Raw genomic sequence first — 25,708 nt, forward strand, 5'->3', positions numbered from 1 at the left:
AACAACTTTTGACCGGCAATCGTCAGAAGCGCGGCGGGTGGCTACAGTCGCGCTCGTGCTCGCGGACCTCGGACGGCTGCTCCACCGGTGGCGACGTGTCGTCCTCGCGGCGTGGGCGGCCCTGGCCGTCGCGGGCGCGGTCCTCGGGGGATCGGTCTTCGACCTCGCGCGGACCCCCGACCCGCTGCGCGCCGAGGCCGAGTCGGCGCAGCTGGAGCGGCGGCTCGCGGCCGACGACCCGGAGGGCGAGCTCGTGGTCGCCGTGCTGTCCGGGGCGGACATCTACGGCATCGACCTCATCGACCAGGCCAGCCGCGTCCTGCACGACGTGCGCGACCTGCCCGACGTCGTCGAGGTGCGCGACCCGTGGACCACCGGGGCCCAGGACCTGGTGGCGCCCGACCGCACCGGCACGGTCGTCACCGTGGAGATCGATCCCACGGTCGACGACGAGCGGGCCCGGGCGGCGGTCCAGCGGGTGGAGGACACGCTGCGGAAGGTCGCCGTGCCGGAGGTGCTCGTGGGCGGCCCACTGCTGGCCGAGGAGGCCTTCGCCGAGCAGGCGATCCGGGACGCCGCGCGGGGCGAGGGCGTCGCGGTGCTCGTGCTGCTCGTCGTGCTGGCGCTCGTCCTGGGCGGTCTCGTGGCCGGCCTGCTCCCGGTGGTCACCGCGCTCGGCACGGTCGCCGTCGCGTTGCTGGCGCTCGCCGGCCTGGCGCGGGTCAGCGCGGTGAGCGAGTACGCCGTCAACGTCGTCACGCTGCTGGGCCTCGGACTGGCCGTCGACTACGCCCTGCTGGTGCTCGGACGCTTCCGCGAGGAGCGGGCCGCGGCGCCGGGACGCACGGGCACCGCCGACCTGCTCGGCACCACCCTGGCCACGGCAGGACGCACCGTGCTCGTCTCGGGCCTGACGGTCGGCACGGCGCTGGCGGGCCTGCTGCTGGTCGGCGATCCGGCGCTCTCCCCCATGGCCGTCGGCGGTCTCGTCGCCGTCGCGGCGGCGACCCTGGCCGGGCTCACCCTCGCCCCCGCGCTGGTCGCGGTCGCCCACCCCTGGATCGCCGCCCCGGCGCCCCGCCGGGTGCTCGGCGGGACCCCGAGCGCGCACGCGCTCCTGCCGCGGCTGGCCCGGCTCGCGCTGGCCCGACCGTGGCCGGTCCTGCTGGGCGCCACGGCCCTGCTGCTCCTGCTCAGCACACCCCTGCTGTCGCTCGACCTGCGCAACTCCGACGCCCGCTCACTGCCCGCGGACAGCGAGCCGCGGCAGGTCCAGTCGGCGATCGAGCGCGGCTTCCCCGAGCAGGTCGCGACACCGGTCACGGTGCTGGTCGACGCGCCCTACACGTCCCAGGAGACGGCCGACGCGATGGCCCGCATCGTCGGCCTGCCGGGCGTGGCCGACGTGATGCTGCTCGACCCCGTGCCCGGCGACCTCAGCCGGCTGGTCGTGGAGCCGGAGCCCGACGGGGCCGGCGACTACGACGGGCCCCTCGCCCAGGACCTGGTCCGGCGGCTGCGCGCCGCCGACCTCGGCTCGGACGTCCTGGTGGGCGGTCCGACCGCTGAGCTCGTCGACACCCGCGACGCCCTCGCCGAGCGCGCGCCGCTGGCCGTCGCCGTGGTCGTGCTGCTCACGGCGCTCCTGCTCGGGCTGCTCACCCGCTCGGTGGTCGTGCCGGTCAAGGCGGTGCTGCTCAACCTGCTCTCGCTGTGCGCGACCCTCGGCGTGGTCGTCGCGGTCTTCCAGTGGGGGTGGGGCTCCTCCGTGCTCGGCTTCGAGCCGTGGGGCGCCCTCGACGTCACCACCCCGCTGCTGCTGTTCATGTTCGCGTTCGGGCTGTCCATGGACTACCACGTGTTCCTGGTCGCCCGGATCCGCGAGGCGTGGGACGCCGCCGCCGGGGAGCGTCCGACGCGCCGCCGCGCTCGGCCCGTCGACCCGCGCACGGTCAACGACCGCGCGGTGCTGGAGGGCATCACGGCCTCGGGCCCGATCGTCACACTGGCCGCCGTCGCGATCGGCATCGTCTTCCTGGGCTTCGCGATGGGCGAGCTCGTCGCGGTCAAGGAGATCGGCGTGGGCATGAGCGTGGCCGTGCTCCTCGACGTGACCGTCGTACGCGGCCTGCTGCTGCCGTCGACGATGACCCTGCTCGGGCAGTGGAACTGGTGGCTGCCGAGCCGACGGTCGGGTCGGCGGCAGGGGTGAGCGGCCGGGTGGGTCAGCGCTCGTCGGTGGCGGCGGAGGAGTCCGTCGCGTCGCGCTGCGCGGGCTCGTCGCCGTAGACGCCGGCGTCCTTGGCCGCCTGCGCCTTGCGCAGCTGCTTGACCAGGCTGAACGCGATGACGACGACCGCGAGGATCATGAAGATCCACACCGCGAAGCCCAGCGGGCCGGCCTTGACCTCGGTCGGCTCGGGGGTGGGGTCTTCGAGGAGGACGATCAGCAGGTCGAGCATGCCCCCAGTGTCCCACCTCCCCCCTAGGGAGCGGGTGTCGGGATCCCCGCGAACAGGTCGTCCTCCGGCAGCGAGGTCTCGACCGTCGACTCGACCAGCTCGTAGTCCTCGGTGGGCCAGACCTTCTGCTGGATCTCGCGCGGGATCGCGAACCACATGCCGTCGGGGTCGATCTGGGTGGCGTGGGCGAGCAGGGCCTGGTCACGCACGCCGAAGTAGTCGCCGCACGGCACCCGCGTGGTGATGCGGTCGTCCCAGTCGGGCTCGCGCTTCCACGTGGCCAGCCGCTCGGCATAGGGCGACTCGAGGTCGTGGGCGAGCATCGCCTCGTGCAGGGCGTTGGTCTTCGCCCAGCTCCAGCCGTGGTGGTAGTAGAGCTTCATCGGCTGCCACGGCTCCCCCGCGTCGGGGAACCGGTCGGGGTCGCCGGCCGCGCGGTGGGCGGCCACCGAGACCTCGTGGCAGCGGATGTGGTCGGGGTGCGGGTAGCCGCCGCGCTCGTCGTAGGTCGTCAGCACGTGGGGGCGGAACTCGCGGATCAGGCGCACCAGCCGCTCGGTCGCCTCCTCCAGCGGCACCAGGGCGAAGCAGCCCTCGGGCAGGGGCGGCGGCGGGTCGCCCTCTGGCCAGCCGGAGTCGACGAAGCCGAGCCAGTCCTGCCGGATGCCGAGGATGTCGCGGGCGCGGTGCATCTCCTCGCGACGGATCTCCGTGATGTTGTCCCAGACCTCGGGGCGGTCCATCTTGGCGTTGAGCACCGAGCCGCGCTCGCCGCCGGTGCAGGTGACGACGTGGACGTCGACACCCTCTGCGACGTACTTCGCCGTGGACGCCGCGCCCTTGCTCGACTCGTCGTCGGGGTGGGCGTGCACGTGCATGAGTCGGAGACCGGCGCGGGGCGTCTCGCGGGGGTGCCGGTCTGCGGGGGGCTGGGCCATGCGAGGAGTCTAGGAGGGGGGACTTACCCTTCTGTGCGTGACCACCGACCTCACCGACCTCAGCGATCGCTATGGCGCCCCGGCCCGCTGGGGACGACCCGTGGCCATCGCGCTGACGGTCGTCCTGGCGGTCGTCGGGCTCACCTGGCTGGGGTGGGCGGCGTGGTTCCACGGCAGCCCCGACGTCCGCTCAGACGTCGTCACCTTCGAGGTGACCGACGACCACGAGGTGCGGGCCCGCGTCGACGTCGAGCTCGAGGACGGCGTGCAGGCGAGCTGCCGCGTACGCGCGCTCGCGGAGGACAAGACGGCCGTCGGCGAGCTGGCCTTCACCCCCGTCGACGGCGTCAACGAGGTCGTGATCCGCACCGAGCGCCGGGCGACGTCGGTCGAGAAGCTCGGCTGCACCGCGCCCGGCCAGCCCCGGCCGCGCTGACCGTCGGCCTGCACTTTTGCGCCAGTCTTGCTAACCTGAGCGTTCTGCCCGTCCGGGTGCGCTGGCCGACGTCCGTCGCCGCGCCCACTCCGATCGGACGGAAGACCCACCACACCGACCCCATGCAGGGCGGCTGAGGCACACCCTCGTCCAGTTACCACGTGAGCAGGAGCACCGACATGACCGACCAGGGCACCATCTGGCTGACCCAGGAGGCCTACGACAAGCTGCAGGCCGAGCTCGAGGACCTCAAGGGACCCAAGCGCCAGGAGATCATCGAGCGCATCTCGGCCGCCCGCGACGAGGGTGACCTCAAGGAGAACGGCGGCTACCACGCCGCCAAGGACGAGCAGGGCAAGCAGGAGGCCCGCATCCGCCAGCTCGAGGACATGCTGCGCAAGGCCGAGGTCGGCGAGACCCCGCCCAACGACGGCGTGGTCGAGCCCGGCATGGTCGTCACCGTCGACTTCGGTGGCGGCGACCACGAGAAGTTCCTCCTCGGTGCTCGCGAGAACCTCAGCGAGGGCGACGAGCTCGACGTCTACTCCCCGCAGTCCGCGATGGGCGCGGCGATCAACGGCCGCTCGCGCGGCGACGAGGTCACCTACACCGCGCCCAACGGCAAGGAGCTCAGCGTCACGATCGTGGACGCGGAGCCCTACAAGGCCTGAGCGCGTCGCCACCGCCCGCCACCCCGGCGCACCGAGGCGGGCGGTGGCGCGTACTCCCGTGGTGCCCGCTGCCGCGGCCCGGCCGCACTGCGGTCGTTGCTGCTGCGCTCCGCACGTGCTCCGGCCAGCTCCGTGGGGTAGTCCGACACCTGGAGGGGGTTGCAACCGCCTCCAGGTGTCGGAGTCCCCGCTCGAGCGGGGACTCCGACCGACCCACGCCGAGGAAAGACGCGGAGCCCTACAGGGCCTGACCGGCCCGCTCAGGAGTCGACGCGGTAGCCGCGCTCGCGCAGCCGTTGCACCAGGTGCGCGGCGTGCGGCTCGCCGCGCGTCTCGAGCTGGATGCGCACCTCCACCTCGTTGAGGTGCAGCGAGGGTGAGAGCCGCTCGTGCGCCACCTCGAGCACGTTGGCACCCTCGGCGCCCACCTCGGAGAGGAGGGACGCCAGGCCGCCCGGCAGGTCGGGGATGCACACGCGCAGGTAGAGGTAGCGCCCGGCCGAGGCGAGGCCGTGGCGGATCACCTTGCCGAGCAGGAGCGGGTCGATGTTGCCGCCCGAGAGCACCGCCACCGCCGGCGTCTCGAAGCCGACCGGGTTGTCGAGCAGCGCCGCGACGGCGGCCGCGCCGGCCGGCTCGACGACCTGCTTGGCGCGCTCGACGAGCGCGAGCAGCGCACGCGAGAGTGACTCCTCGGAGACCGTGACGACCTCGTCGACGTGGTCGCGCACGGCCGCGAAGGTGATGTCGCCGGGCATCCCGACGGCGATGCCGTCCGCCATCGTGCTCATCGACTCCAGCGGCACCGGGCACCCGGCCGCGAGCGACCCGGGGTAGGCGGCCGCCCCCTCGGCCTGCACCCCCACCACCCGGACGTCGGGGCGCAGCGCCTTGATCGCGATCGCGACCCCGGCGAGCAGCCCGCCGCCGCCGGTCGGCACCAGCACCGTGCGTACGTCGGGCGCCTGCTCGAGCACCTCGAGCCCGAGGGTGCCCTGCCCGGCCACGATGTCGGCGTGGTCGAAGGGGTGGATGAGCACCGCCCCGGTCTCCTCGGCGAACCGGCGGGCTGCGACGAGCGAGTCCTCGAGGTAGCGGCCGTGGAACACCACCGCCGCGCCGTAGCCGCGGGTCGCGTTCTCCTTGGGGATCGGTGCCCCCTCCGGCATGAAGACGGTCGCGGGGATGCCGAGCTTGGCGGCGGCGAGCGCCACGCCCTGGGCGTGGTTGCCGGCGGAGGCCGCGACGACGCCGTTGGCCCGCTCCTCCGGGGACAGGCGGGCCATCCGCACGTAGGCCCCTCGTGACTTGAATGAGCCCGTGCGCTGGAGGTTCTCGCACTTCAGCGCGACCGGGCCGCCGACCAGCGCGGAGAGCCAGCGTGACTCCTCCATGGGCGTGGTCACGGTGACGCCGTCGAGCATCTCGCGCGCGGCGACGATGTCGGCGAGGGAGACCTGCGGGGCGGTCATGACGGGTCCTTCTCGTCGGGGTCGGGCGCTTCGGGGCCGGCGAGCGGGCTGTCGTCGTCGGGGACCTCGTCGGCCTCGGTGGGCGGTGGCCCGATGTCCTCGTCGAGGGCCTCGTCGTGGTCCTCCTCACCGATCTCGGTGTAGGACGCGAGGTGCTGGGCGACCGCGTTGCCGGCCGCGGCGAGGGGGACGGCGATGAGCGCGCCGGCGACGCCCGCGACCAGCACGCCGCACCCGATCGCCACGATCACGCCGAGGGGGTGCAGCGAGACGAAGCGGCCCATCAGGAACGGCTGCAGGACGTGGCCCTCCACCTGCTGCACCAGGATCACGCCGCCGAGCATCAGCAGCGCCGTCCACGGGCCCTGGTCGACCAGCGCGACGAGCACGGCGACCGTGCCGGCCACGGTGGCGCCGATCATCGGCACGAACGCGCCGAGGAAGACGAGCACGCCGATGGCCACGACGAAGGGCACCTGCAGGAAGTAGGCCACGATCATGATGCCGATGGCGTCGGCGAGCGCCACCAGCACCGTGGCCCGCACGAACTGCGTCAGCGACACCCAGGCGACCCGTCCCGAGGCGTCGACGCGCTCGCGCGCGGCCCGCGGGGCGAGGCGGACCAGCCACGACCAGATGCGCTCGCCGTCGGCGAGGAAGAAGTAGGTGGAGAACAGCACGATGAACAAGCCCGCGACCACGTGTCCGAGTGCCGTGCCGACCTCGGTGGCGCGGGTGACCACGCCGTCGGCGCCGGTGCTTCCGGAGACGGCGGACTGCACCTGCTTGATGTAGCCGTCGAGCTGGGAGTCGGAGACGTTGAGGGGCCCGGTGCGCAGCCAGTCGCGGACCTGGCCGAGGCCGGTGACGACCGAGTCGGCGAGGTCACTGGCGCCCTGCGCGACCTGCTGGCCGACGAAGGTGAGCAGCAGGGCGACGGTGCCGATCCCGACGATCATGACCATGCCCGTCGCGAGCCCACGTGGCACCCCGACCCGCCGCAGCCACACGACGAGCGGCGACGCCATCGCCGCGAACAGCAGCGCGATCGCGATCGGCAGGGTGATCACGGCGAAGTAGCGCAGCGTCCAGAGCAGGCCGAGACCGGCGACCACGATGACGATGAGGCGCCAGGACCACGCCGCGGCCAGGTCGAGCCCCCACGGCACCTGGGCGCGGCTGAAGTTGGACGGCCCGGTGGTGAAGGCGGGCTCGGACCGGCGCTCGGCGCGTCCCTGCGCCCACTGGCTGACGATGCGCTCGGCGAGACCGTCCTCCTCGCGAGCCAGCGCGGCGAAGAAGCGGCGTCGCCCCGACTCGACCTCGGTGTCGCCGGGGACGTCGGACGCGGGCCTGCCGTGATCGCTCACGTCGCTCACGCTACCGATCCCCCCGTGGCCCTGAGACCACCCAACAGTCGGTGTGCCGCGACCGGGTGGTCCGCGGCGAGCAGACCGGCGGCCGCGAGGACGTAGTCGTGGTCCACCACGACGCGTGGCGCGCGGGGCAGCTGCCAGCCGCCCTCGAAGGCGTCGCCGGTGGCCGGCACCAGCACGCGTCGTACGGCGTCGGGCCCGCCGTGGCGCAGCGCCCCGCCCGAGCCGACGAGCAGGTCGACCTCGCGGAGGTCCTTCCCGCTGCGCTCGACCACCCGGCCCTCGGGGCTCACCACGACCTTGCTCCGCCCCGCGTGGCGCTCGAGCGCGATCCGGACCGCGGCCGCGGCGATGGCGAGGTCGGCCTCCTGCTCGGCGTCGCTGTCGGGCAGGAGGTCGGGGCGCTCGCGACGGCGTACGGCGGCTTCGTGCAGGTCGTCGCGGCCGGCCGCCTCGACCGTCGAGATCGCCGACCAGCGCATGCCGAGGTCGCCCTCGACCGTGCGGGTCACCGGGGTGGTCGCGACGACCTCGCGGGCCAGGCCGCTGTCCTCCGGGTCGAGCTCGACGACGCTGTGGACGTCGGTGGTCGCGCCGCCCACGTCGACGACCACGACGTCGCCGGCGCCCGGGTGCTCGTCGTCGAGGCCGCGCGCGAGCAGCTCGACGCCGGTGAGCACGACGTCGGGCGTGGCGCCGCGCACCATGTCGGTGAAGGTGCGCCCGCGCGCGTCGGTGCGGCTGCTGAGGTGCTTGCCGCCGATGACGTGGCTGAGGAAGATCTCGCGGATGGCGCGGCGCGCGCCGTCGGGAGCCAGGACCCCGATGCGCGGCACGACGTTGTCGGCGAGGACGTGGGGCGTGCCGGAGGCGGCGAGCAGCTCGGCGACCACCGGCTGCGACTCGACGTTGCCGGCCACCACGACCGGTCCCGGCCACGGGACGTCGGACAGGAACCGGGCGTCGCCCTCCAGCACCTCGGCGTTGCCGCCGTCGGTGCCGCCGACCAGCAGGACGACGTCGGGCTCGGCGGCCCGGAGCCGCTCGAGCCCGGTGGCGTCGAGGCCGCCGTGCAGGACGAGCACGACCTTGCCGCCGCTGGAGAGGGCGACCCGCCGGCCCGCCTCGGCGGTGACCAGCTCCTCGTTGCCCACGACCGCGATCCGCAGCCCGCCGCCGGCCGACGAGCAGGCGAGGACGTCGGCATCGATGGCACCGGGGTCCTGCTCGGCCAGCGCCGCCAGGCAGGCGTCGTAGCCGTCGAGGACGTCGCCGTCACCCCCGGCGTCGGGGAGGGTGGTGGGGTGGCTCGCGGTCGCGAGCAGCTCCCCCGTCGCGGCGTCGACCAGCGCCGCCTTGGTGAAGGTCGACCCGAAGTCGACGCAGACGACGCGGGTCTCCGCCGCGTCGGGAGGGGGCACGCCTCAGCCCAGGGCGCGGTCGAGGTCGGCGAGCAGGTCGTCGACGCTCTCGATGCCGACGCTCAGCCGGACCAGGTCGTCGGGCACCTCGAGGTCGGTGCCCGCGACGCTGGCGTGGGTCATCCTCCCGGGGTGCTCGATGAGCGACTCGACGCCGCCGAGGGACTCCCCGAGGGTGAACACCTCGGCGCGCTCGCAGACGGCCAGGGCCCGCTCGACGCCGCCGGCGACGCGGAAGGAGACCATCCCGCCGAAGCGCCTCATCTGGCGGGCCGCGACCTCGTGGCCGGGGTGCGCGGCGAGACCGGGATAGATCACCTGGTCGACGCGCTCGTCGCCGTCGAGGAAGTCGACGATCCGCTCCGCGTTGTCGCAGTGGCGGTCCATCCGCACGCCGAGGGTCTTGAGGCCGCGGTGGGTGAGGAACGCGTCGAAGGGGCCGGCCACCGCACCCATGGCGTTCTGGTGGAAGCCGATCTTCTCGGCGAGCTCGAGGTCGCGCACCACCACCGCTCCCCCGACGACGTCGCTGTGCCCGCCGACGTACTTGGTCGTGGAGTGCACCACCACGTCGGCGCCCAGCGTCAGGGGCTGCTGGAGGTAGGGCGAGGCGAAGGTGTTGTCGATCACCAGCAGCGCGCCGGAGTCGTGGGCGACCCGCGCGAGCGCCTCGATGTCGCCGACGGTGAGCATCGGGTTGGTGGGGGTCTCCACCCACACCAGCTTGGTGCGGCCGGGCTCGATCGCCGCGGCCACGGCCTCGGTGTCGGCGACCGACGCCGAGCTGTGGTCGGTGCCCCACACCTTGGCGACCTTGTCGAACAGCCGGTGGGTGCCGCCGTAGGCGTCGTCGGGGATGACGACGTGGTCGCCGGGCCGGGTCAGCGCCCGGATGATCGCGTCCTCCGCGGCGAGGCCGGAGGCGAAGGCGAAGCCCCGCTCGCCGTCCTCGACGGCCGCGAGCGCGCCCTCGAGTGCCGTACGCGTGGGGTTGGCGGAGCGGCTGTACTCGTAGCCGCCGCGCAGTCCTCCGACGCCGTCCTGCTTGTAGGTGCTGCTGGCGTAGATGGGCGGGTTGACCGCCCCCGTCATCGCGTCGGGCTCGTAGCCGGCGTGGATCGCACGCGTCTCGAACCCGGCCTTGTTGGCGCGTTCCTGGGTCACCCGGCGAGCGTAGTCCCCGCGCGGGGATGGGGCCCCGCCCGGGGACTGCGGAGCTGGGTGTGGTGCCGTCCTGCTGGTCGTTCAGGGAGCCGCGGCGTCGCCCTCGACGCCGCGGTTCACCGCTGCGGGCGCCGACGCAGCGAAGCCCGCGCTCACGACGGGCGAGCCCGGGCGCATCGCCCAGGTCCCGCGGAACCACGCCGTGGTGGCGCTGTTCGTCTGCGAGCCGACGATCGTCGCCCCGTAGGCGGCGGACCCAGCGGTCACGGTCCCCGGGTTGAAGACGTCCTTCCCGCCCACGTTGGCCGAGCCGCTCTCGAAGACGCACAGGTGGCCGGGCGCCGCGTTGGGGGCCGCCACGGATCCCGAGCAGCCTGCCGGCACCGGGGCCCCGACTCCGATGTAGTGCGCCTCCGGCGGAGTGGCGAGGGTGAAGCCGAAGTCGACGGACTGACTCAGCAGGGTCGTGCCCGGCGCGACCTGGTGCAGGTAGACGCCGCGGAGGAGGCCGGGCGCCGCGGCGTACCGCGCGTCGCTCTCCGCCTTCGTGTAGGACGCCCCCGCGCCGGCGTACCTGGCGTCGCTCTCACCCTTGGAGTAGCCCGAGCCGGCGGGCTCGTAGGAGCCCTTCGGCTGGTAGGCCGCGTCGCTCTGCTTCTTGGTGCGGTAGCGCTTGTCGGCCAGGGGCCGCAGCTCCTTCTTCCAGACCTTCTTCCACTGCGTGGCGACCGCGCTGCTGACCTCGGCGCCGGCGGGGGTGACGGCCATCAGGCCGCCCCCGACCACGACACCGACGAGGGCGCCCACGAGGAGCTGCTTGACTGATCGACGTGAGGACATCAGGGATCTCCCTTGCGCAGGATGAGCTGGGAGACCTCACGGTCCTCCCCCGGCGCGGGAGGGCACATCGGGGACAGCACGACGTCTAGACCGCGTAGAACCACGTACGCGCCGCCTGCCACAGCGCGGCCCTTGCCTCGCGAGCGACACTGGAGCCATGTTCGGTTTCGGCAAGCCCACCACCCTGCCCACCCCCGACCAGGCGCTCCCGGGGCGTGAGCAGCAGCCCTGGACCCTGGGCGAGCACGTGGTGCTGCACACCCCCGTCGTCAGCGACGAGGTCCCCGAGGGGCACGAGGTCGCGATCCTCGGCCTGGGCTGCTTCTGGGGCGCGGAGGAGGTCTACTGGCAGATCCCCGGCGTCTGGTCGACGTCGGTCGGCTACGCCGGCGGCAGCACCCCCCACCCGACCTACGAGGAGGTCTGCAGCGGACAGACCGGCCACACCGAGGCGATCCGCGTCGTCTTCGACCCCTCCGTCGTCTCCTACGCCGACCTGCTGAAGAAGTTCTTCGAGATCCACGACCCGACCCAGGGCATGCGCCAGGGCAACGACGTCGGCACCCAGTACCGCTCGGCGATCTACTGGACCACCCCCGAGCAGGAGCAGACTGCCCGCGAGCTGACCAAGGTCTACGGCGACGAGCTCGCCCGCCGCGGCCTGGGCGAGATCACCACCGAGATCCGCCCCGCCAGCGAGACGCCGTACTACTACGCCGAGGACCCCCACCAGCAGTACCTGGCCAAGAACCCCTTCGGCTACCGCTGCCACGCCAACACGGGCGTGAAGTTCCCCGAGACCGCCTGAGGAGCAGCTGCGGCGATCGACGCCGTGCCTCAGTCGTCGATGCGGAGGACGACTCGTCCCACCGGCTGGCCGGACATGAGGTGGCGCATCGCTCGGGCCGCCTGGTCCAGGGGGAAGGTCCGGTCCACCACCACCCGCAGCTGGCCCGCCTCCAGGTAGCCCGCGAGCGTGCCCATCAGCGCCCTCTTGTCGGGTGCTGCGAAGGACCCGCCGCGCAACTGGGGGGACACCGCCGAGCGTGCCACCAGTCCGAGCACGCGCGGGATGCTGCCGAGCCAGCGGTGCCCGGTCGCGCCGAACGCGTCGTGCGCTATCAGGACGTAGCTGCCTCGCGGGTCGAGTGCGCGGCGGATCTCCCGGAAGGAGTGGTTTCCGGGCACGTCGAAGACGAGGTCCCACCGCTCGCCGCTACGCGTGAAGTCCTCGGACGTGTAGTCGATGACCCGGTCCGCGCCGAGGGAGCCCACGAGGGCGAGCTTGCTCGTGTGGTCGACCCCGGTGACGTGGGCGCCGTACACCTTAGCGAGCTGCACGGCCATCGCGCCGACGCCGCCCGCGGCGCCGTTGACCAGGACTCTCGACCCGGCCGGCACCCGACGTCGGGGCAGGTTGCTCAGCGCGATGAGGCCGGCGGTCGGCACGGCGGCCGCCTCCTCGAAGCTGACGCTGGACGGCTTGAGCGCCACCCCCTCCTCAGGGGCGGTGGCGTACTCGGCGAACGCCCCGCCGTTGCGCCACTGGACACCGCGAACGGTCTCTCCGAAGACCTCGTCGCCCGGCTCGAACCGGGTCACCGCGCTGCCCACGGCCTCCACCACCCCGGCGACGTCGGTCCCCGGCACCTGCTCGCGAGGCGTCCTGATCCCGGAGCCCATGAGGCGGAGCACCGCGGGTCGGCCGGCCACGACGTGCCACACGTCCGGGTGCACCGACGCCGCCCGGACCCTGACCAACACCTCGTCCGGGGCCGGCTCCGGCACCGGCACCTCGCCCAGGGTGAGGTCGTCGACAGATCCGTAGCCGCTCTGGACGATCGCTCTCATGCCCGGAACGTACTGGAGCGGCCTCACCCCGGAACGACGAATGCCGAGGGCTGTCGGTCCCGACGAAGCGCAGGGACGCGCGGCTGCGACGCGCAGGTCGCCCCACGACGACTCCGGGAGTCGTGCGGACGACCTAGCGTCGGCGGGGTCGGCTCGTGAGACCGGCAACGACGACGAAAGCGCAGGACCGTCCATGGAGCAGCACGGTCGACCCGACCCGACGAGCAGCGCCGAGGGCCGCCGCCTGCGCCTGCTCGCGCTCGAGGCGTTCGCGCGGGAGGGGCGGGCCCCGACGCTTGCCGAGCTCGCCCGCAGCACCGCTGCGCCGCCCGGCCAGGTGCGAGAGCTGCTCGGCGACCTCGCGGACGCCCACCTGCTGGTCCTGGACGGGGCCGGCGACTCCATCCGGATGGCGCACCCGTTCGCCGCCTCCCCGATGGGGTTCGTCGTCACCCCCCTCGGCGAGGGGGACGACCGACGGTGGTGGGGCGGATGTGCGTGGGACTCCTTCGGGATCAGTGCCGCCCTCGGCCTCGACGTACGCGTCGACACGACCTGCCCGCACTGCTCCGCCTCCCTGTCCGTCCCGGCCGGCCCGGCCACCCCTCCCCCGGAGCACCTCGTGGTCCGCTTCCCGCGACCGGCGCCCGAGTGGTGGGACGACGTCGTCGCGACGTGCTCGGCGATCCGGATGTTCTGCTCGCGGGACCACGCCGACCGGTGGACGGCGGCCCACGCACCGGGCCGCGGACGGGTCGTGTCCGCCGTCACGGTGTGGGACCTCGCCCGCGACTGGTACGCCGACCGGCTCGACCCCGACTTCCGGCGCCCCACACGCGAGCACCAGCAGGCCCTGCTGGACGAGCGGGGGCTCGACGGGGACTTCTGGCGGCTCCCGCCCGGCCCCCGTCGGGAGGACGACGCCTGACAAGTGGCTACGACGCGGCACCCTCCCGCGCCCGGGCCGTCTTCTCCTCGGTCGGCCGCCCCCGGGGCGACGGCTGGCGCAGGGCGACGACGAGCAGGGACACCATCACTACGGCGTTGAGGGCGTGCAGCCCGAAGAAGAGGCCGCCGCCGGCGTCGGCTCCCGCCGACTTGCCCAGGTGGACGAGCACCGGCTGCAGGAACATCAGGGCGAACGCGCCGGCGGTGCACGACACCGCGCGCCGGGGCGCCCGGGCCACCAGCCCCGCCACCGTCGTCACCAGCGCGAGCACCAGGACGCCGTAGGCGAACCCCCGGTGGGGCGCGAACGAGCCGGTGCCGATCCCGCGCCCGGCAAGGAAGATCTGGACGGCCACCGACCCGAGGAGGGCGGCGGACAGGATCCGGTAGGTCGCGCGCATCATCGTGCTCCTTCGTCATCGTGGGTGTGGAGGTGCTGGTCATCCATCACGGCACCGTAGGGAGGGCGCACCGACCCGGACCATCCACTGGGGAGGACGGACGTGACGCCGTGGATCGACTCCGCCGTCACGCCCAGCGCGGACTCACCGGGGCCGTGACGCGGAGCGCGAGGTCGCGCACCGGTGACCACCGCGGCGACAGCTGGAGCGCCAGCAGCCGCCTGGACCGGCGCACGAGCCGCTCGCCGACGGGCCGCTGCACCCGGTCGTAGCGCACGAGCGCCGGGACCACGTCGTCCTCGTCGAGGAGCCTGGCCAGGGTCAGGGCGTCGAGGACGGCCTGGCACGCGCCCTGGCCCAGGCTGGGCGCCATCGCGTGCGCGGCGTCGCCGACCAGGACGAGCCGGCCGCGCGAGTAGGCCGGCAGGGGCGGCAGGTCGTGGAGCGGGTGCCGCAGCAGGGCGGGCGGGTCGGTCCGGGCGACGGCGTCCCTGATCTCTGCCGGCCACCCGGCGAGCCGGTCCTGCAGGTCGCGGAAGGAGGACACGGGCGCGCTGTCGGCGACGGGCACGTACCAGTTGGTCCGGCCGGTCCCGGCCGGCGTGACGCCGGCGAACATCCCGCGCCCCCAGATCTCGCCCCAGTGCCCGACGGTGCCGTCGCAGGACCCCCGCCACACCTCGGCTCCCAGGCTCCGCGGGCGCACGACACCCGCCACGTGACCACGTACGACGCTGTTGATGCCGTCGGCCCCGATCACCACGTCGTGGCCGGTGATCCGGTCGGGTCCGCCGAACGCCGTCCCGAGGGCGAGGTCGACACCTGCGGCCCGGGCGCGGGACACGAGCTCGGCCATCAGCGCCGGCCGCGTCACCAGGCGCACGGGCGCGCCGGCCCTCTTCTCGATGCGCCCGAGCGGCAGGTGGCCCATGACCCGCCCGTCCACCGAGCGGATGGTGGCGGCCCGGTAGGGGTGGGCCTCGCCGAGTCCGGGCGTGACGTGCACGTCCTCGAGGCCACGCCAGGCCGCCGGCCAGAGGCCCAGCGCGGCCCCGCGGGAGTCCACGGTGTCGCGCACGTCCTCCAGGCGCACGTGCCAGCCGCGGGCGGCCAGGGCGACGGCCGCCGTCAGGCCGCCGACGCCCGCCCCGACGACGAGCGCGGAGCGCGAGGGAGTGGGTGCAGGGCTCATGGGGCGACGCTACGGAGCGGGAGCGGGCGGCGGAGTCCCCGCAGAGCGTGACCACGGACGCCGGGACGCGACGCGTACGGGACCCGCGGTTGGACAGTCGCCCGGGAGCGAGGCAGGTGTCGCCCCTGCCCGCATGGCCGCGGGCGCGGTCGTCCCTAGCCTCGAGGAGATGTCGCGTCCACACCGCCCCAGCCCGTCCCGTCCCCCTCGCCTCCCCGGCCGGCGGCCGGTCCGCCTGACCCGCCGGCGGCTGCTCGAGGCCGGGCTCGCGGGGTTCGCGGTGACGACCCTCGCCAGCGCGTGCGGCGGACCGGACGTCTGGGAGCCGCCCGTCGAGTTTGACACCCCGCTCCCGATCCCACCCCTGGCCGACTCCCGGCTGGAGGACGGGACGCGCGTCTTCTCGCTGACGATCCAGCAGGGCACCCACGAGTTCCGCCCGGGCGTGCGGACCCCGACGTGGGGCTTCAACGGCAGCTACCTCGGGCCGACGCTCCGGGCGGCCGTCGGCGAGGACGTGCGGGTGGACGTGGTGAACGAGCTCGACGTCGAGACGACCGTCCACTGGCACGGCATGCACCTGCCGGCGGAGATGGACGGGGGCCCGCACCAGCCGATCGCCGCCGGCGGCGGGACGTGGAGCCCGTCCTGGCAGGTCCGGCAGGCCCCCGCCACCCTGTGGTACCACCCGCACCCCCACGGGGAGACCGAGGAGCACGTCTACCGCGGTCTCGCCGGGCTGTTCGTCCTCGACGACGCGGGCGCTGAGGGCCCCGCGCTGCCCAGCACGTACGGGGTCGACGACGTCCCGATCATCGTGCAGGACAAGTTGATCGATGTCGACGGACGCCTCGTCTTCGACGACGGGGGCAACGAGATCGGCCTGCTCGGCAACCTCATGCTCGCCAACGGCGTCGCGGGCGCCACCTTCACCGTCTCCGCCGCCCGGACCCGGCTGCGGCTGCTCAACGGGTCGACCGCCCGCACCTACGACATCGGCATGTCGGACCGGCGCACCGTGCAGCTGGTCGCCTCCGACGGCGGCCTGCTCGAGGCGCCCGTCGCGGTGGAGACCGTCCGGCTCTCGCCGGGCGAGCGGGCCGAGCTGGTGGTCACCTTCGAGGCCGGGGAGACCGTGCACCTGCGCACGTTCGGGGCCGAGCTCGGCGACGTCGCCGCCCCCCAGGCGTTCGGGGCCGAGGACGAGGCCGACCTCGTGGAGTTCCGGGTGGCCGCCCGGCCCGACGCCGGGGTCTTCGTCCCCGGCACCCTGGCCGCGATCGAACGGCTGGAGGAGTCGAGTGCCGACGTCCGGCGCACGTTCGAGCTCGAGGGTCGTGACATCAACGGCCGTCAGATGGAGATGGATCGCGTCGACGTGACCGCCCACCTCGGCGCCGTCGAGGTCTGGAGCGTGCACAGCCGCAACCTGTTCCCCCACAACTTCCACGTGCACGATGTGCAGTTCCAGGTGCTCGCGATCGACGGCTCACCGCCGCCACCGGAGCTGGCCGGGCTCAAGGACACCGTCTACCTCGAGCCGCTGCGCACCTACGACCTGATCATGCGCTTCGACGACTACGCCGACCCCACCCGCCCCTACATGTTCCACTGCCACCTGCTCCTGCACGAGGACGACGGCATGATGGGCCAGTTCGTCGTGGTGGAGCCGGGCGACGACGACCCGGTCGAGCTCGGAGGCGCCGACCACGACCACTGAGCCCGGCGCCCGCGCGCGCGGGGGGCGGGGATCAAGCGCCGGGTCAGGGGTACGGCGACACGTGACCCACACCCAGCACGACTTCCTGGCGACGATCGGCGCAGACACCCCCGAGGCGACGGACGGACGCTCGACGCTCACGGTGGAGGCGGACGAGCGGCACCTCAACGCGGCCGGCACGGTCCACGGCGGCATGCTCGCCACCCTGGTCGACGCGACGATGGGCGCCGCGATCCGGAGCGCCGTCGACGGCGAGACCCCCGCCACCAGTCAGCTCACCCTCACCTACCTGCGCCCCGGCAGGCCCGGGCCCCTCGAAGTCACCGCCCGGGTGCGCAAGCGCGGAGACAGCCTCACCGTCTGCGAGGCCGACGTCGAGCAGGAGGGGAGGACGCTGGTGCACGCGCTCGCCACCTTCGCGCTCCTGGCCGACTGACGCCTGTCGATCTCGGCCCTGCTCGTCCGTCAGAGTGGTGACCGGCCGCACGGGGCGGCCGCAGGAGGAGGATCGACATGACGAAGTACGCCATCTACTTCCAGCAGCACTGGGTGGGCGACCACCCTGCCGAGTGGTTCCAGGGCCGGGTGGCGCCGAGCAAGGCGGTCATCGAGGAGATGAAGGACGCCGGGGTCCTGGTCTTCGCCGGCGGCCTCGAGGAGGACATGGCCGAGGCGTTCACTGCCGACGCCACCAGCGGCACCATCACCATCACCGACGGGCCCTACACCGAGAGCACGGAATACCTCGGGGGGATCACCATCGTCGACGTGCCCGACATCGATGCGGCCAAGCTGTGGGCCGGCAAGATCGCCGAGGGGTGCGGCTGGCCCCAGGAGGTCCGCGTCGTCACGTAGCGCCGGCTACCGAGCGACCCAGTCGGTGAAGCTGCGCGGCTCGCCGAGCCAGTCCGTGCCGGCGTTCGAGCCGTCGGGGCGCGTCCCTGCCACGTGCACGGCGACGCGGACCTGATCCGGCGAGCCGAGCGCCGCGCGGGCGACCCGCATCCGCACCTGCTCGCGGTCGTAGTCGATGCGCAGCCGGTAGCTGCCCTCGACCGGCTCGCCCCACTTCTTGGCGGCGAAGCCGTCGACCGACAGCAGCTGGTAGTCGGTGCCGTCGAAGTAGCCGCTGGCGAAGACGTACTCGGGCCTCGGGTCGGCGGGGTCGGTGTCGAGGAAGACCGATCCCGAGGAGCCGCTGCGCCAGGTCTTGCGCAGGTTGGCGTGGGTGGTCGTCACGACGATGTTGCGCGCCTTGTGCTCGACCCGCACCGCGCGGAGGTCGACGCCGTGGCCGAGGTCGGCGGGGTCGGTGACGTCGATCACCGCGGCGCCGGCCGGGGCGAGCGGGCTGAGGGCGAGGGCGGCGACCGCCAGGGCCGCGGTGCTCAGGAGGGTCGTACGCATGGGGTGTCCGTTCTCATGTCAGGTGCCCGGGCGGGACGAGAGGGAGACGCACGGTCCGGCCCCGAGGTTGCCCCCGGGAGGTCAGGCGGTCTGGACCGGCGCCGCGGAGGGGCGACGCATGAACCAGTTCTCGACCCCGATGACCGAGGCCGAACCCACCACCTCGAAGCCGCAGCCCTCGTAGAAGGGCACGTTGGCGGCCTTGTCGGTCTCCAGGTAGCCCGGCAGCCCCGAGGAGTCGAGCTCCGCGCAGACGGCCGCCATGAGGCGGGTGCCGAGCCCGCGTCCCTGCAGGTCCGGATGCACGGCGACGGGACCGACGTGCACGTGCGGCTCGCGCAGGTCGTGCCGGGACCACTCCCCGAGCCAGCCCGCCACCCGACGTCCGGCCCGGGGTCCCAGCCTCGCCAGGACCGGCAGCAGCCGGAGCCGTTGTCGCGCCGTGGGCCGGCAGCGACCGGCCGGGACCATCCCGGCGACCCCCACGACCCGGCCGCGGGACCTCAGCGCCAGAACGTCCAGCGCGTCCATCACACCGATGGCGCCGCCGACGAGCCTGCGGTGCGCGACGAGGCGCACGTCCGGGTCGTCGCCGTAGGCGGCCACGTGCAGCGGGTTGTCGACCATCGCTCGGGCGACGAGGTCGACGGCCGCGCTCCGCTCGGCCCGCGCGAGGCGTCCGACCGCTGGTGAGGCGGGGGATGGTTTCACGTCCCCCACCGTAGGAACGCCGAGGACGGGCGCCCATCGACGGGAGGCGACACCCGTCCGCTCGTGTCCATCGAGAGAGTCGCCTGCGAGCGACGCCGCGCGACGCGATGTCGTCCTAGCATCGAGCAATGGACGGTGCGAGGTGAACGCCCGCAAGGTCGACGTGCTGCTCGCCGTCGGGGTGATCGTCATCCTGGCCACGATCGTCACCTCGGGGCAGGGCGGCAGATTCACGGGACCGATCAACCCGTTGGCCTACGTGTGGACGGTGGGCCTCGGGCTGCTCATGCTGATCCGGCGGGCCCACCCGCTGCTCGTGCTGGTGCTGACGACGATCGGCTACTTCAGCTATCACGCGGCCGGATTCCCCGCCATGGGCGTCGCCGTGCCGGTCGCGGCCGCCCTCTTCTCCGCGGCCGAGATGGGGCACACGCGGGCCGCGGTGGCGACCGGCGCCGTGACCCTGCTCGGGTCCACTGGCTACCGGGTCGCCTCGAACCAGAACCTGGCCTACGTCCTCGCCTACGAGCTCGCGTCCCACGTCGCGCTCATGGCCGCGGTGATCGCCCTCGGCCACAGCCTGCGCACCACCCGCCAGCTGCGCCTGAGGCGCGACCAGGTGACCCGACTGCTGGCGCGTCAGCGCCACCTCGACGCGGAGGTGACGAAGCGCGACGACCGCCTCACGCTGGCCCGCGACCTGCACGACTCGATCGGTCACTCGCTGACGGTCGCGTCGATCTACGCGGGGCTGGCCCTCGAGCGCGACGTGGGACCCGAGCGCAGGGACCAGAGCCTCACGATGGTCAGGACGGCGGTCTCGGAGGCCCTGTCGCACCTGCGACGGACGGTCCGGGTGCTGCGCGAGCAGGACGCCAGCCTGGCCGGGCCGGGCCTGGAGGACATCCGTCACCTCGCCGAGGCACCGCGCGCCGCCGGCTACGACGTACGCGTCGACGTGCCGGACGTCGCCGTGCCGGTGCCCGTCGGCGCGGCGATCTACCGCCTCGCCCAGGAGGGGATCACCAATGCGCTCAAGCACTCCTCCGGCCGCCGCATCGAGGTCCGCGTCTCCTGCGCGGGCTCGCACACGGTGGACGTGAGCATCTGCGACGACGGCGCCGGCCACCGGACCGCGCCGGTCGAGCTGGGACACGGGCTGAGCGGCATGCGCGAGCGGGTCGCGGACCTGGGCGGCGTCCTGACCGTCGACACCGCGAGCAGCGGCTGGCGCGTCCACGCCACGATCCCCTGGGAGGCGGCGACGTGATCAAGGTGCTCCTGGTCGACGACCAGCGACTGCTGCGCGAAGGGCTTCGGGCCATCCTCGACGTGGCCGACGACCTGACCGTGGTGGCACAGGCCCGCAACGGGCGAGAGGCCCTCACCCTGGGGCGCGAGCACTCCCCCGACGTGTTCTTGATGGACCTCCAGATGCCCACGATGAACGGCCACGAGGCGATCCGCGAGATCCGTCGGGACCCGTCCCTCAAGAGCGCGGCCGTGCTGGTCCTGACGACGTTCGACGAGGACGACGACGTCGTGGCGGCGCTCGCCGCCGGGGCCGACGGCTACCTGCTCAAGGACATCGACGCCGAGGACCTGCGGCGCGCCGTCCGGCGGGCGGCGGCCGGCGAGGCGGACATGGCGCCCGGCGTGCTGCGGCAGATGATGGACCGGATCGCGCGGCTCCCGACGAGGCGCAGCCGCGAGGAGCAGCTGGCGGGCCTGACCGAGCGCGACCTCGAGATCCTCACCCACGTCGGCCTGGGCCTGTCCAACGAGGAGATCGGCCGCGCCCTCTTCCTCAGCCCCGAGACCGCCCGCACCTACGTGAGCCGGCTGATGACCAAGCTCGGCGCGCGCGACCGCGCCCAGCTCGTGGTGCTGGCCCACCGCGCCGGCCTGGTCGACCCCACCGTCGACTGAGGGCGCACCTCGGGCACGGGGACGCCGGTCATGCCGGCTCCCCCTGCCGGGGCTCCGGCGGCTCGATGTCGAGCGTGGGCAGCACGCGGTCGAGCGGTCGCGGCAGCCACCAGGCCCGGTCGCCCAGCAGCTGCATCACCGAGGGCACGAGCACCATCCGCACGAGGGTCGCGTCGACGAGGACGGCGAAGGCCAGCCCGAAGCCGAACAGCTGCAGCTCCCTGCTGCTGCCGAGGACGAAGCTGCCGAAGACGCAGATCATGATCGCAGCAGCAGCCGTGATCACCCGTGCCGTGCGGGCCAGGCCCTCCACGACCGCTGCGGAGCTGTCGCCGGTGCGGTGACGCTCCTCCTTGATGCGCGAGAGGAGGAACACCTCGTAGTCCATGGAGAGGCCGAACACGATGGCGATCAGCATCATCGGTGCCCAGGCCTCCACCGGCGCGCTGGCCCCCAGGTCGAGCAGCTCCACCCCCCACCCCCACTGGAAGACCGCGACCGTCGCCCCGAAGGCAGCGCCGATCGACAGCAGGTTGACGACGACGGCCTTCACGGCGACCGCGATCCCGCGGAACACCGCCACCAGGAGCAGGAGGGCGAGACCGAGCACCACGGCGAGGAACACCGGGAGGCGCTCGGCGGTGTAGTCGGCGAAGTCGACGGCCGCCGCTGTCGTGCCGCCGATGGCGACCTCCACGTCCTCCCCGGCGACGATCGAGGGGACGACGTCCTCCCGCAGGCGGTGGACCAGGTCGGTGGTGCGCTCGTCTCGCGGTCCCGTCCCGGGGACGACCTGGAGCACCGCCACGTCCCCGCCCTCCCCCACCGCCGGGGGGCTGACGGCGGCGACGCCGGGCGTGCCTGCCAGCTCCTCCTGCAGCTGGTCGAGGACCGCAGGCCCGGACCCCTCGCCGGTCCGGACCGCGACGACCAGGGGGCCGCTGGAGCCCGCGCCGAACCCTTCCGCCATCAGGTCGTAGGCACGCCGGGCGGTGTCGCTCGGCGGCTTGGTGCCGGCGTCGGAGAAGCCGAGGCGCATGTCGAGGACCGGGATGCTCATCACCAGCAGCACGGCGGTGGACGCCAACGCCCACGGCAGCGGGTGGCGCTGCATCCGCCGGCTCCACCTCCGCGCGATCGCTCCGTCGGCCGCTCCGTCCGCCGCTGCGCCACCCCGCCTGCGGAGATGGATCGAGTACCGGTCGATGCGGCGCCCGACGACGGCCAGCATCGCCGGCAGCAGCGTCACGGCGGCCAGCATCGTCAGGAGCACGGAGACCGCGATGCCCAGCGCCACCCCGGTGATGAGCTCGAGGCCCATCAGCACCAGGCCCAGGGACGCGATCACGACGGTGACCCCGGCGAAGAGCACCGACCGGCCGGCGGTGGCCTGCGCCGACACGACGGCCTCGGCCGGCTCCTCGCCGCCGGCGAGCGCCTCGCGGTAGCGCGTCACGACGAGGAGCGCGTAGTCGATGCCCACCCCGATCGCGATCATGGCGCTCACCGGTGCCGCGAAGCTCGGCATGTCCACCCACCGCGCTCCGATGCCGACGGCCGCGATGCCGCTCGCCGCTCCGATGACGCCCACCAGGATGGGCAGGCCCATGGCGATGACGGAGCCGAAGGCGAACAGCAGGATGACCACGGCGGCGAGGATGCCGATCAGCTCGCTCGGCGGGCCGCCCTCGGCCTCCTGCTCGACCGCGATCCCGCCGACCTCGAGGCGCAGGTCGGGTGAGGTCTCGCGGATGCCCGAGAGGGTCTCCTGCACGTCGGCGAGCTCCGCCGCGTCCATGCGGGGGAGGTCGACGGCGACGTAGCCGATCGACCGGTCCGGCGAGAGCTGGCGGGCCCCCTCCGGCTCGTACGGGCTGACCACCCGCGCCTCGGGGACCTCGTCCCGGACCCGGTCGGCGACCGCGTCGACCTCGGCGCGCAGGCCGTCATCGTCCGCCTGGTCGACGCGGAACACCAGCTGCGCCTGCGTCCCGGCGCCCACGTCGAACCCGGCCTCCTGCAGGATCTGGGCGGCACGCTCGCTCTCCGAGCCCGCCAGGGCGTAGTCGTCGCTGGTCTCCCCGGCCACCGCTCCCGAGAGCACCGACACCGCCACCACCAGGACCACCCACGCGGCCAGCACCACGAACCGTCGGCGCGCACACGCTCGCGCTAGTCGTTCCACCTCACGCTCCTCCGCTCAGCTGCTCGAGCCCACGACGCTAGGCACGAGCCGGGACCCGCACAGGCCGCGGCAGGCGAGAGCAGCGTCGTCACCAGGCGACGGTCGGATCGGTGAGGAGGGACGGGTGCGCCCCGCGTGGGGCTCGGTGAGCCCGGCCGGCTGAGCGCCGGTCCGAGATCACGAGGACGACACCGCGCAGTCGTGGAGGAGGTGGTCCGCACGCCTGTAGACCCGCCAGCTCGGCCAGGGCTTGCCGGGGATCTTGACCTTCATCTCGACCACGATCCCGAGCGGATCCCTGGCCGGCGCGCAGGGCAGCGCGCCCTCGGTGGTGAAGATGAACTTCTCACCGACGCCGAGCTCGACGACGTCGGTGTAGCGGTAGCGACTCCACCGGAAGGTGCCCGGCAGCTTGTGCCGCTCGCCCACCCGCACATGGCGCTGCCCCCGCCCACCGACCCGCCTGAACTTCACGCGGACGCGATGGTCGACGAGTGAGGGCTCGCTGACGCCGATCAGCACGCCCGAGTAGGGAATCACGCCGTACGGGATCGCGTCGCTGCGATCCTTCCGGGCCTGGGCAGGGGCGGGTGCGACCAGGGTGGCCAGCACCGCCACGACGACGCCGAGCACGAGTCGCTGCACCCGATCGAGGCTACGTGCCCGGCGCCCCGGCGGCACCCCCGCGGCCGCGGCTCAGTCGCGGCCGACCTGCAGCCGCACCTCGACGACCTCCCCCAGCTCGATGCCCTCGGCGCGGCGGACGGCCACCTTCAGCGGCAGGAACCACGTGCCCTCTCGCGGGAACATCGCGGTGGCGAAGCCGGTGTCGCCGATCCGGGCGCGGACGGGGACCACGCCCCAGTAGACGACGTCGGCCTTCACCTCGTCGACGAGCCCGGCTGCGTCCGGAGGCAGGGCCGCGAACACGAACGGCGCAGGGCCGCGCCACTCGACCACCTCGCCGGCGAAGTCGATCTCCATCGCCCCACCCTGCCAGCAGTCCGGCCGTCCCGGGGCGGAAAGGTGGGGTGCGGGCGGGGGACCCCACGGCCCTCGCCCGCACTCCGCCACCGCCCCCCTGCCGCGGTGGCTTCCTCCTGACGGGTCGCGCTCTCGTCACCTGTGTCAACGAGCGGACCGGCGGCAGGTCACGGCGCAACGCGATTGCGCGGCCGGGGACAATGGGGGAATGACCGACCTCCCCCGCAAGGCCGCCGCCCGCACGGCCCGCCTCGCCGCACTCCCGCTCGGGTATGCCGGCCGCCAGGCCATGGGGTTGGGCAAGCGGCTCGGGGGCAAGTCGGCCGACGCGGTGCTCACCGAGGTGCAGCAGCGCACGGCCGAGCAGCTGTTCCGCACGCTGGGCGAGCTCAAGGGCGGGGCGATGAAGTTCGGCCAGGCGCTCAGCGTGCTGGAGTCGGCCCTTCCCGAGGACGTCGCCGCGCCCTACCGCGAGCACCTCACCGCGCTCCAGGACTCGGCGCCGCCCATGCCCACCGCGACCGTGCGCGAACAGCTCACCACCAACCTGGGCCCCGACTGGTCCGACCGCCTCGTCTGGCTCGACGGCGCACCCACGGCGGCAGCCTCGATCGGACAGGTGCACCGCGGTCGCTGGCGCGACGACCCGGACGACGACGACATCGACGTCGCGGTGAAGGTGCAGTATCCCGGCGCCGGCGAGGCGCTCATGTCCGACCTGCGCCAGATCGCCCGCGTGGCGCGCGGCGTCGCGCCCGTCTTCCCCGGCATCGACGTCAAGCCGCTGGTCGCCGAGCTCCAGGAGCGTGCCGCCGACGAGCTCGACTACGAGCTCGAGGCGCAGGCGCAGGCGGCCTACGCCGACGCGTTCGCCGACGACCCCGACATCGTGGTGCCGGCCGTGGTCGCCGTGGGCACCGAGGTGCTGGTGACCGAGTGGCTCGACTCCGCCCACTCCCTCGCCCACGTCATCCGCGTGGGCACGCAGGAGGAGCGCGACCACTACGGCGAGCTCTTCGTGCGCTTCCTCTTCGAGGGACCGCAGCGCACCGGCATGCTCCACGCCGACCCGCACCCGGGCAACTTCCGCGTGATCCCGGCTCCCGACGGCGGACTCGGCCGGCTCGGTGTGCTCGACTTCGGCGCCGTCGCCCGACTCCCCCAGGGCCAGCTCCCCGAGGCGATGGGCCGGCTCATCCGCATCGCGCTCGACTCCGACGAGGCGTCGCTCGTCGCGGGGCTGCGCGAGGAGGGGTTCATCAAGGACGGGATCGAGGTCGACCCGGCGATGCTGCTCGACTACCTCGGGCCGTTCGTGGAGCCCGCGGCGCAGGAGCGCTTCGCCTTCACCCGCGACTGGATGCGCGAGCAGTTCGAGCGGATCAACGACTCCCAGGCCGAGTCCTTCTCGCTGGCCACCCGGCTCAACCTGCCGTCGTCCTACCTGCTCATCCACCGCACCTGGCTCGGCGCGATCGGCCTGCTCAGCCAGCTCGGCGCCACGGCGCCCTTCCGCGAGATCCTCGAGGAGTCGCTGCCGGGCTTCGACGACTGACGCCGCGCGATCGGCCCGGATCGCGTGACCGGGTGGCACCATGAC

At 73.6% G+C, this 25,708-nt stretch carries 26 protein-coding genes; 11 read left to right on the forward strand and 15 right to left on the reverse strand.

Translation table 11 applies throughout. The features are described from left to right. Positions 1-55: 55 nt before the first annotated feature. Complete coding sequence (locus JX575_RS15315) at positions 56-2,212, forward strand: MMPL family transporter (RefSeq protein WP_186340472.1); 2,157 nt, start codon at positions 56-58, stop codon at positions 2,210-2,212. Between the two features lie 13 nt (positions 2,213-2,225). Here JX575_RS15315 and JX575_RS15320 read toward each other — a convergent pair whose 3' ends face one another. Then, positions 2,226-2,462, reverse strand: coding sequence for a hypothetical protein (locus tag JX575_RS15320; protein ID WP_186340471.1), 237 nt, complete (start codon positions 2,460-2,462; stop codon positions 2,226-2,228). Between the two features lie 23 nt (positions 2,463-2,485). Beyond that, positions 2,486-3,400, reverse strand: coding sequence for a mycothiol conjugate amidase Mca (gene mca, locus JX575_RS15325; RefSeq protein ID WP_186340470.1), 915 nt, complete (start codon positions 3,398-3,400; stop codon positions 2,486-2,488). Positions 3,401-3,437: 37 nt separating this feature from the next. Between mca and JX575_RS15330 the strand changes: the two genes are divergently transcribed. Further along, on the forward strand, positions 3,438-3,836 hold the full coding sequence (locus tag JX575_RS15330) for a DUF4307 domain-containing protein (RefSeq protein WP_186340469.1): 399 nt from the start codon (positions 3,438-3,440) through the stop codon (positions 3,834-3,836). A 179-nt stretch (positions 3,837-4,015) separates the two neighbouring features. Further along, positions 4,016-4,507: a transcription elongation factor GreA gene (greA, locus tag JX575_RS15335; RefSeq protein WP_186341193.1), complete on the forward strand. Its 492-nt coding sequence runs from the start codon at positions 4,016-4,018 to the stop codon at positions 4,505-4,507. A 260-nt stretch (positions 4,508-4,767) separates the two neighbouring features. Here the strand turns inward: greA and ilvA are convergent, their stop codons facing one another. From ilvA to JX575_RS15360, 5 genes are all read right to left on the reverse strand, one after another. Then, positions 4,768-5,979, reverse strand: a complete 1,212-nt coding sequence (gene ilvA, locus JX575_RS15340) for a threonine ammonia-lyase (protein ID WP_186340468.1) — start codon at positions 5,977-5,979, stop codon at positions 4,768-4,770. Continuing rightward, the gene (locus JX575_RS15345; protein WP_241005196.1) at positions 5,976-7,349 is read right to left on the reverse strand and encodes an AI-2E family transporter; all 1,374 of its coding nucleotides are present in this window, start codon (positions 7,347-7,349) and stop codon (positions 5,976-5,978) included. Before JX575_RS15345 ends, ilvA begins: the two co-directional genes overlap by 4 nt. A gap of 5 nt (positions 7,350-7,354) precedes the next feature. Further along, positions 7,355-8,776, reverse strand: a complete 1,422-nt coding sequence (locus tag JX575_RS15350) for a glutamate mutase L (protein ID WP_186340466.1) — start codon at positions 8,774-8,776, stop codon at positions 7,355-7,357. A gap of 3 nt (positions 8,777-8,779) precedes the next feature. Next, positions 8,780-9,940 (reverse strand): cystathionine gamma-synthase, encoded by a 1,161-nt coding sequence (locus tag JX575_RS15355; RefSeq protein WP_186340465.1) that lies wholly within the window; start codon positions 9,938-9,940, stop codon positions 8,780-8,782. 81 nt (positions 9,941-10,021) lie between these two features. Further along, positions 10,022-10,780, reverse strand: a complete 759-nt coding sequence (locus JX575_RS15360; protein WP_186340464.1) for a hypothetical protein — start codon at positions 10,778-10,780, stop codon at positions 10,022-10,024. A 157-nt stretch (positions 10,781-10,937) separates the two neighbouring features. Between JX575_RS15360 and msrA the strand changes: the two genes are divergently transcribed. Next, positions 10,938-11,588: a peptide-methionine (S)-S-oxide reductase MsrA gene (msrA, locus tag JX575_RS15365; RefSeq protein ID WP_186340463.1), complete on the forward strand. Its 651-nt coding sequence runs from the start codon at positions 10,938-10,940 to the stop codon at positions 11,586-11,588. A gap of 29 nt (positions 11,589-11,617) precedes the next feature. On the opposite strand, the gene JX575_RS15370 is transcribed toward msrA, so the two are convergent. Then, positions 11,618-12,631, reverse strand: a complete 1,014-nt coding sequence (locus JX575_RS15370) for an NAD(P)-dependent alcohol dehydrogenase (RefSeq protein ID WP_186340462.1) — start codon at positions 12,629-12,631, stop codon at positions 11,618-11,620. Positions 12,632-12,824: 193 nt separating this feature from the next. Between JX575_RS15370 and merB the strand changes: the two genes are divergently transcribed. Beyond that, the gene (merB, locus tag JX575_RS15375) at positions 12,825-13,559 is read left to right on the forward strand and encodes an organomercurial lyase (protein ID WP_186340461.1); all 735 of its coding nucleotides are present in this window, start codon (positions 12,825-12,827) and stop codon (positions 13,557-13,559) included. Positions 13,560-13,566: 7 nt separating this feature from the next. On the opposite strand, the gene JX575_RS15380 is transcribed toward merB, so the two are convergent. Together JX575_RS15380 and JX575_RS15385 are read right to left on the reverse strand one after the other, a co-directional pair. Further along, positions 13,567-13,980: a DUF6220 domain-containing protein gene (locus JX575_RS15380; protein ID WP_186340460.1), complete on the reverse strand. Its 414-nt coding sequence runs from the start codon at positions 13,978-13,980 to the stop codon at positions 13,567-13,569. Between the two features lie 127 nt (positions 13,981-14,107). Next, complete coding sequence (locus JX575_RS15385; RefSeq protein WP_186340459.1) at positions 14,108-15,172, reverse strand: FAD-dependent monooxygenase; 1,065 nt, start codon at positions 15,170-15,172, stop codon at positions 14,108-14,110. A 169-nt stretch (positions 15,173-15,341) separates the two neighbouring features. On the opposite strand from JX575_RS15385, the gene JX575_RS15390 reads away from it, so the two are divergent. From JX575_RS15390 to JX575_RS15400, 3 genes are all read left to right on the forward strand, one after another. Beyond that, positions 15,342-16,892, forward strand: coding sequence for a multicopper oxidase domain-containing protein (locus JX575_RS15390; RefSeq protein WP_186340458.1), 1,551 nt, complete (start codon positions 15,342-15,344; stop codon positions 16,890-16,892). Between the two features lie 61 nt (positions 16,893-16,953). Beyond that, positions 16,954-17,328, forward strand: a complete 375-nt coding sequence (locus tag JX575_RS15395) for a PaaI family thioesterase (RefSeq protein WP_206054417.1) — start codon at positions 16,954-16,956, stop codon at positions 17,326-17,328. A 77-nt stretch (positions 17,329-17,405) separates the two neighbouring features. Further along, positions 17,406-17,747: a YciI family protein gene (locus tag JX575_RS15400; RefSeq protein WP_186340457.1), complete on the forward strand. Its 342-nt coding sequence runs from the start codon at positions 17,406-17,408 to the stop codon at positions 17,745-17,747. A 6-nt stretch (positions 17,748-17,753) separates the two neighbouring features. Here JX575_RS15400 and JX575_RS15405 read toward each other — a convergent pair whose 3' ends face one another. Then, the gene (locus tag JX575_RS15405) at positions 17,754-18,299 is read right to left on the reverse strand and encodes a hypothetical protein (RefSeq protein WP_186340456.1); all 546 of its coding nucleotides are present in this window, start codon (positions 18,297-18,299) and stop codon (positions 17,754-17,756) included. Positions 18,300-18,380: 81 nt separating this feature from the next. Beyond that, on the reverse strand, positions 18,381-19,010 hold the full coding sequence (locus tag JX575_RS15410) for a GNAT family N-acetyltransferase (RefSeq protein WP_186340455.1): 630 nt from the start codon (positions 19,008-19,010) through the stop codon (positions 18,381-18,383). Between the two features lie 142 nt (positions 19,011-19,152). Between JX575_RS15410 and JX575_RS15415 the strand changes: the two genes are divergently transcribed. Then, entirely contained in the window at positions 19,153-20,280 is a 1,128-nt protein-coding gene (locus tag JX575_RS15415; RefSeq protein ID WP_186340454.1) for a histidine kinase, read from the forward strand. Beyond that, positions 20,277-20,939 carry a response regulator transcription factor gene (locus JX575_RS15420; RefSeq protein ID WP_186340453.1) on the forward strand — a complete coding sequence of 221 codons (663 nt, stop codon included), beginning with the start codon at positions 20,277-20,279 and terminating at the stop codon, positions 20,937-20,939. The genes JX575_RS15415 and JX575_RS15420 overlap by 4 nt, the downstream gene beginning before the upstream one ends. Positions 20,940-20,967: 28 nt before the next feature. Here JX575_RS15420 and JX575_RS15425 read toward each other — a convergent pair whose 3' ends face one another. From JX575_RS15425 to JX575_RS15435, 3 genes are all read right to left on the reverse strand, one after another. Next, the gene (locus JX575_RS15425; protein WP_186340452.1) at positions 20,968-23,124 is read right to left on the reverse strand and encodes an MMPL family transporter; all 2,157 of its coding nucleotides are present in this window, start codon (positions 23,122-23,124) and stop codon (positions 20,968-20,970) included. Between the two features lie 177 nt (positions 23,125-23,301). Then, complete coding sequence (locus JX575_RS15430) at positions 23,302-23,769, reverse strand: hypothetical protein (RefSeq protein WP_186340451.1); 468 nt, start codon at positions 23,767-23,769, stop codon at positions 23,302-23,304. Positions 23,770-23,820: 51 nt separating this feature from the next. Next, positions 23,821-24,108, reverse strand: coding sequence for a DUF1905 domain-containing protein (locus tag JX575_RS15435; RefSeq protein WP_186340450.1), 288 nt, complete (start codon positions 24,106-24,108; stop codon positions 23,821-23,823). Positions 24,109-24,316: 208 nt separating this feature from the next. On the opposite strand from JX575_RS15435, the gene JX575_RS15440 reads away from it, so the two are divergent. Next, positions 24,317-25,663, forward strand: coding sequence for an AarF/UbiB family protein (locus JX575_RS15440; RefSeq protein WP_186340449.1), 1,347 nt, complete (start codon positions 24,317-24,319; stop codon positions 25,661-25,663). Positions 25,664-25,708 lie beyond the last annotated feature (45 nt).

This window comes from Nocardioides sp. zg-1228 (genome assembly GCF_017086465.1).
GTDB lineage: Bacteria > Actinomycetota > Actinomycetes > Propionibacteriales > Nocardioidaceae > Nocardioides.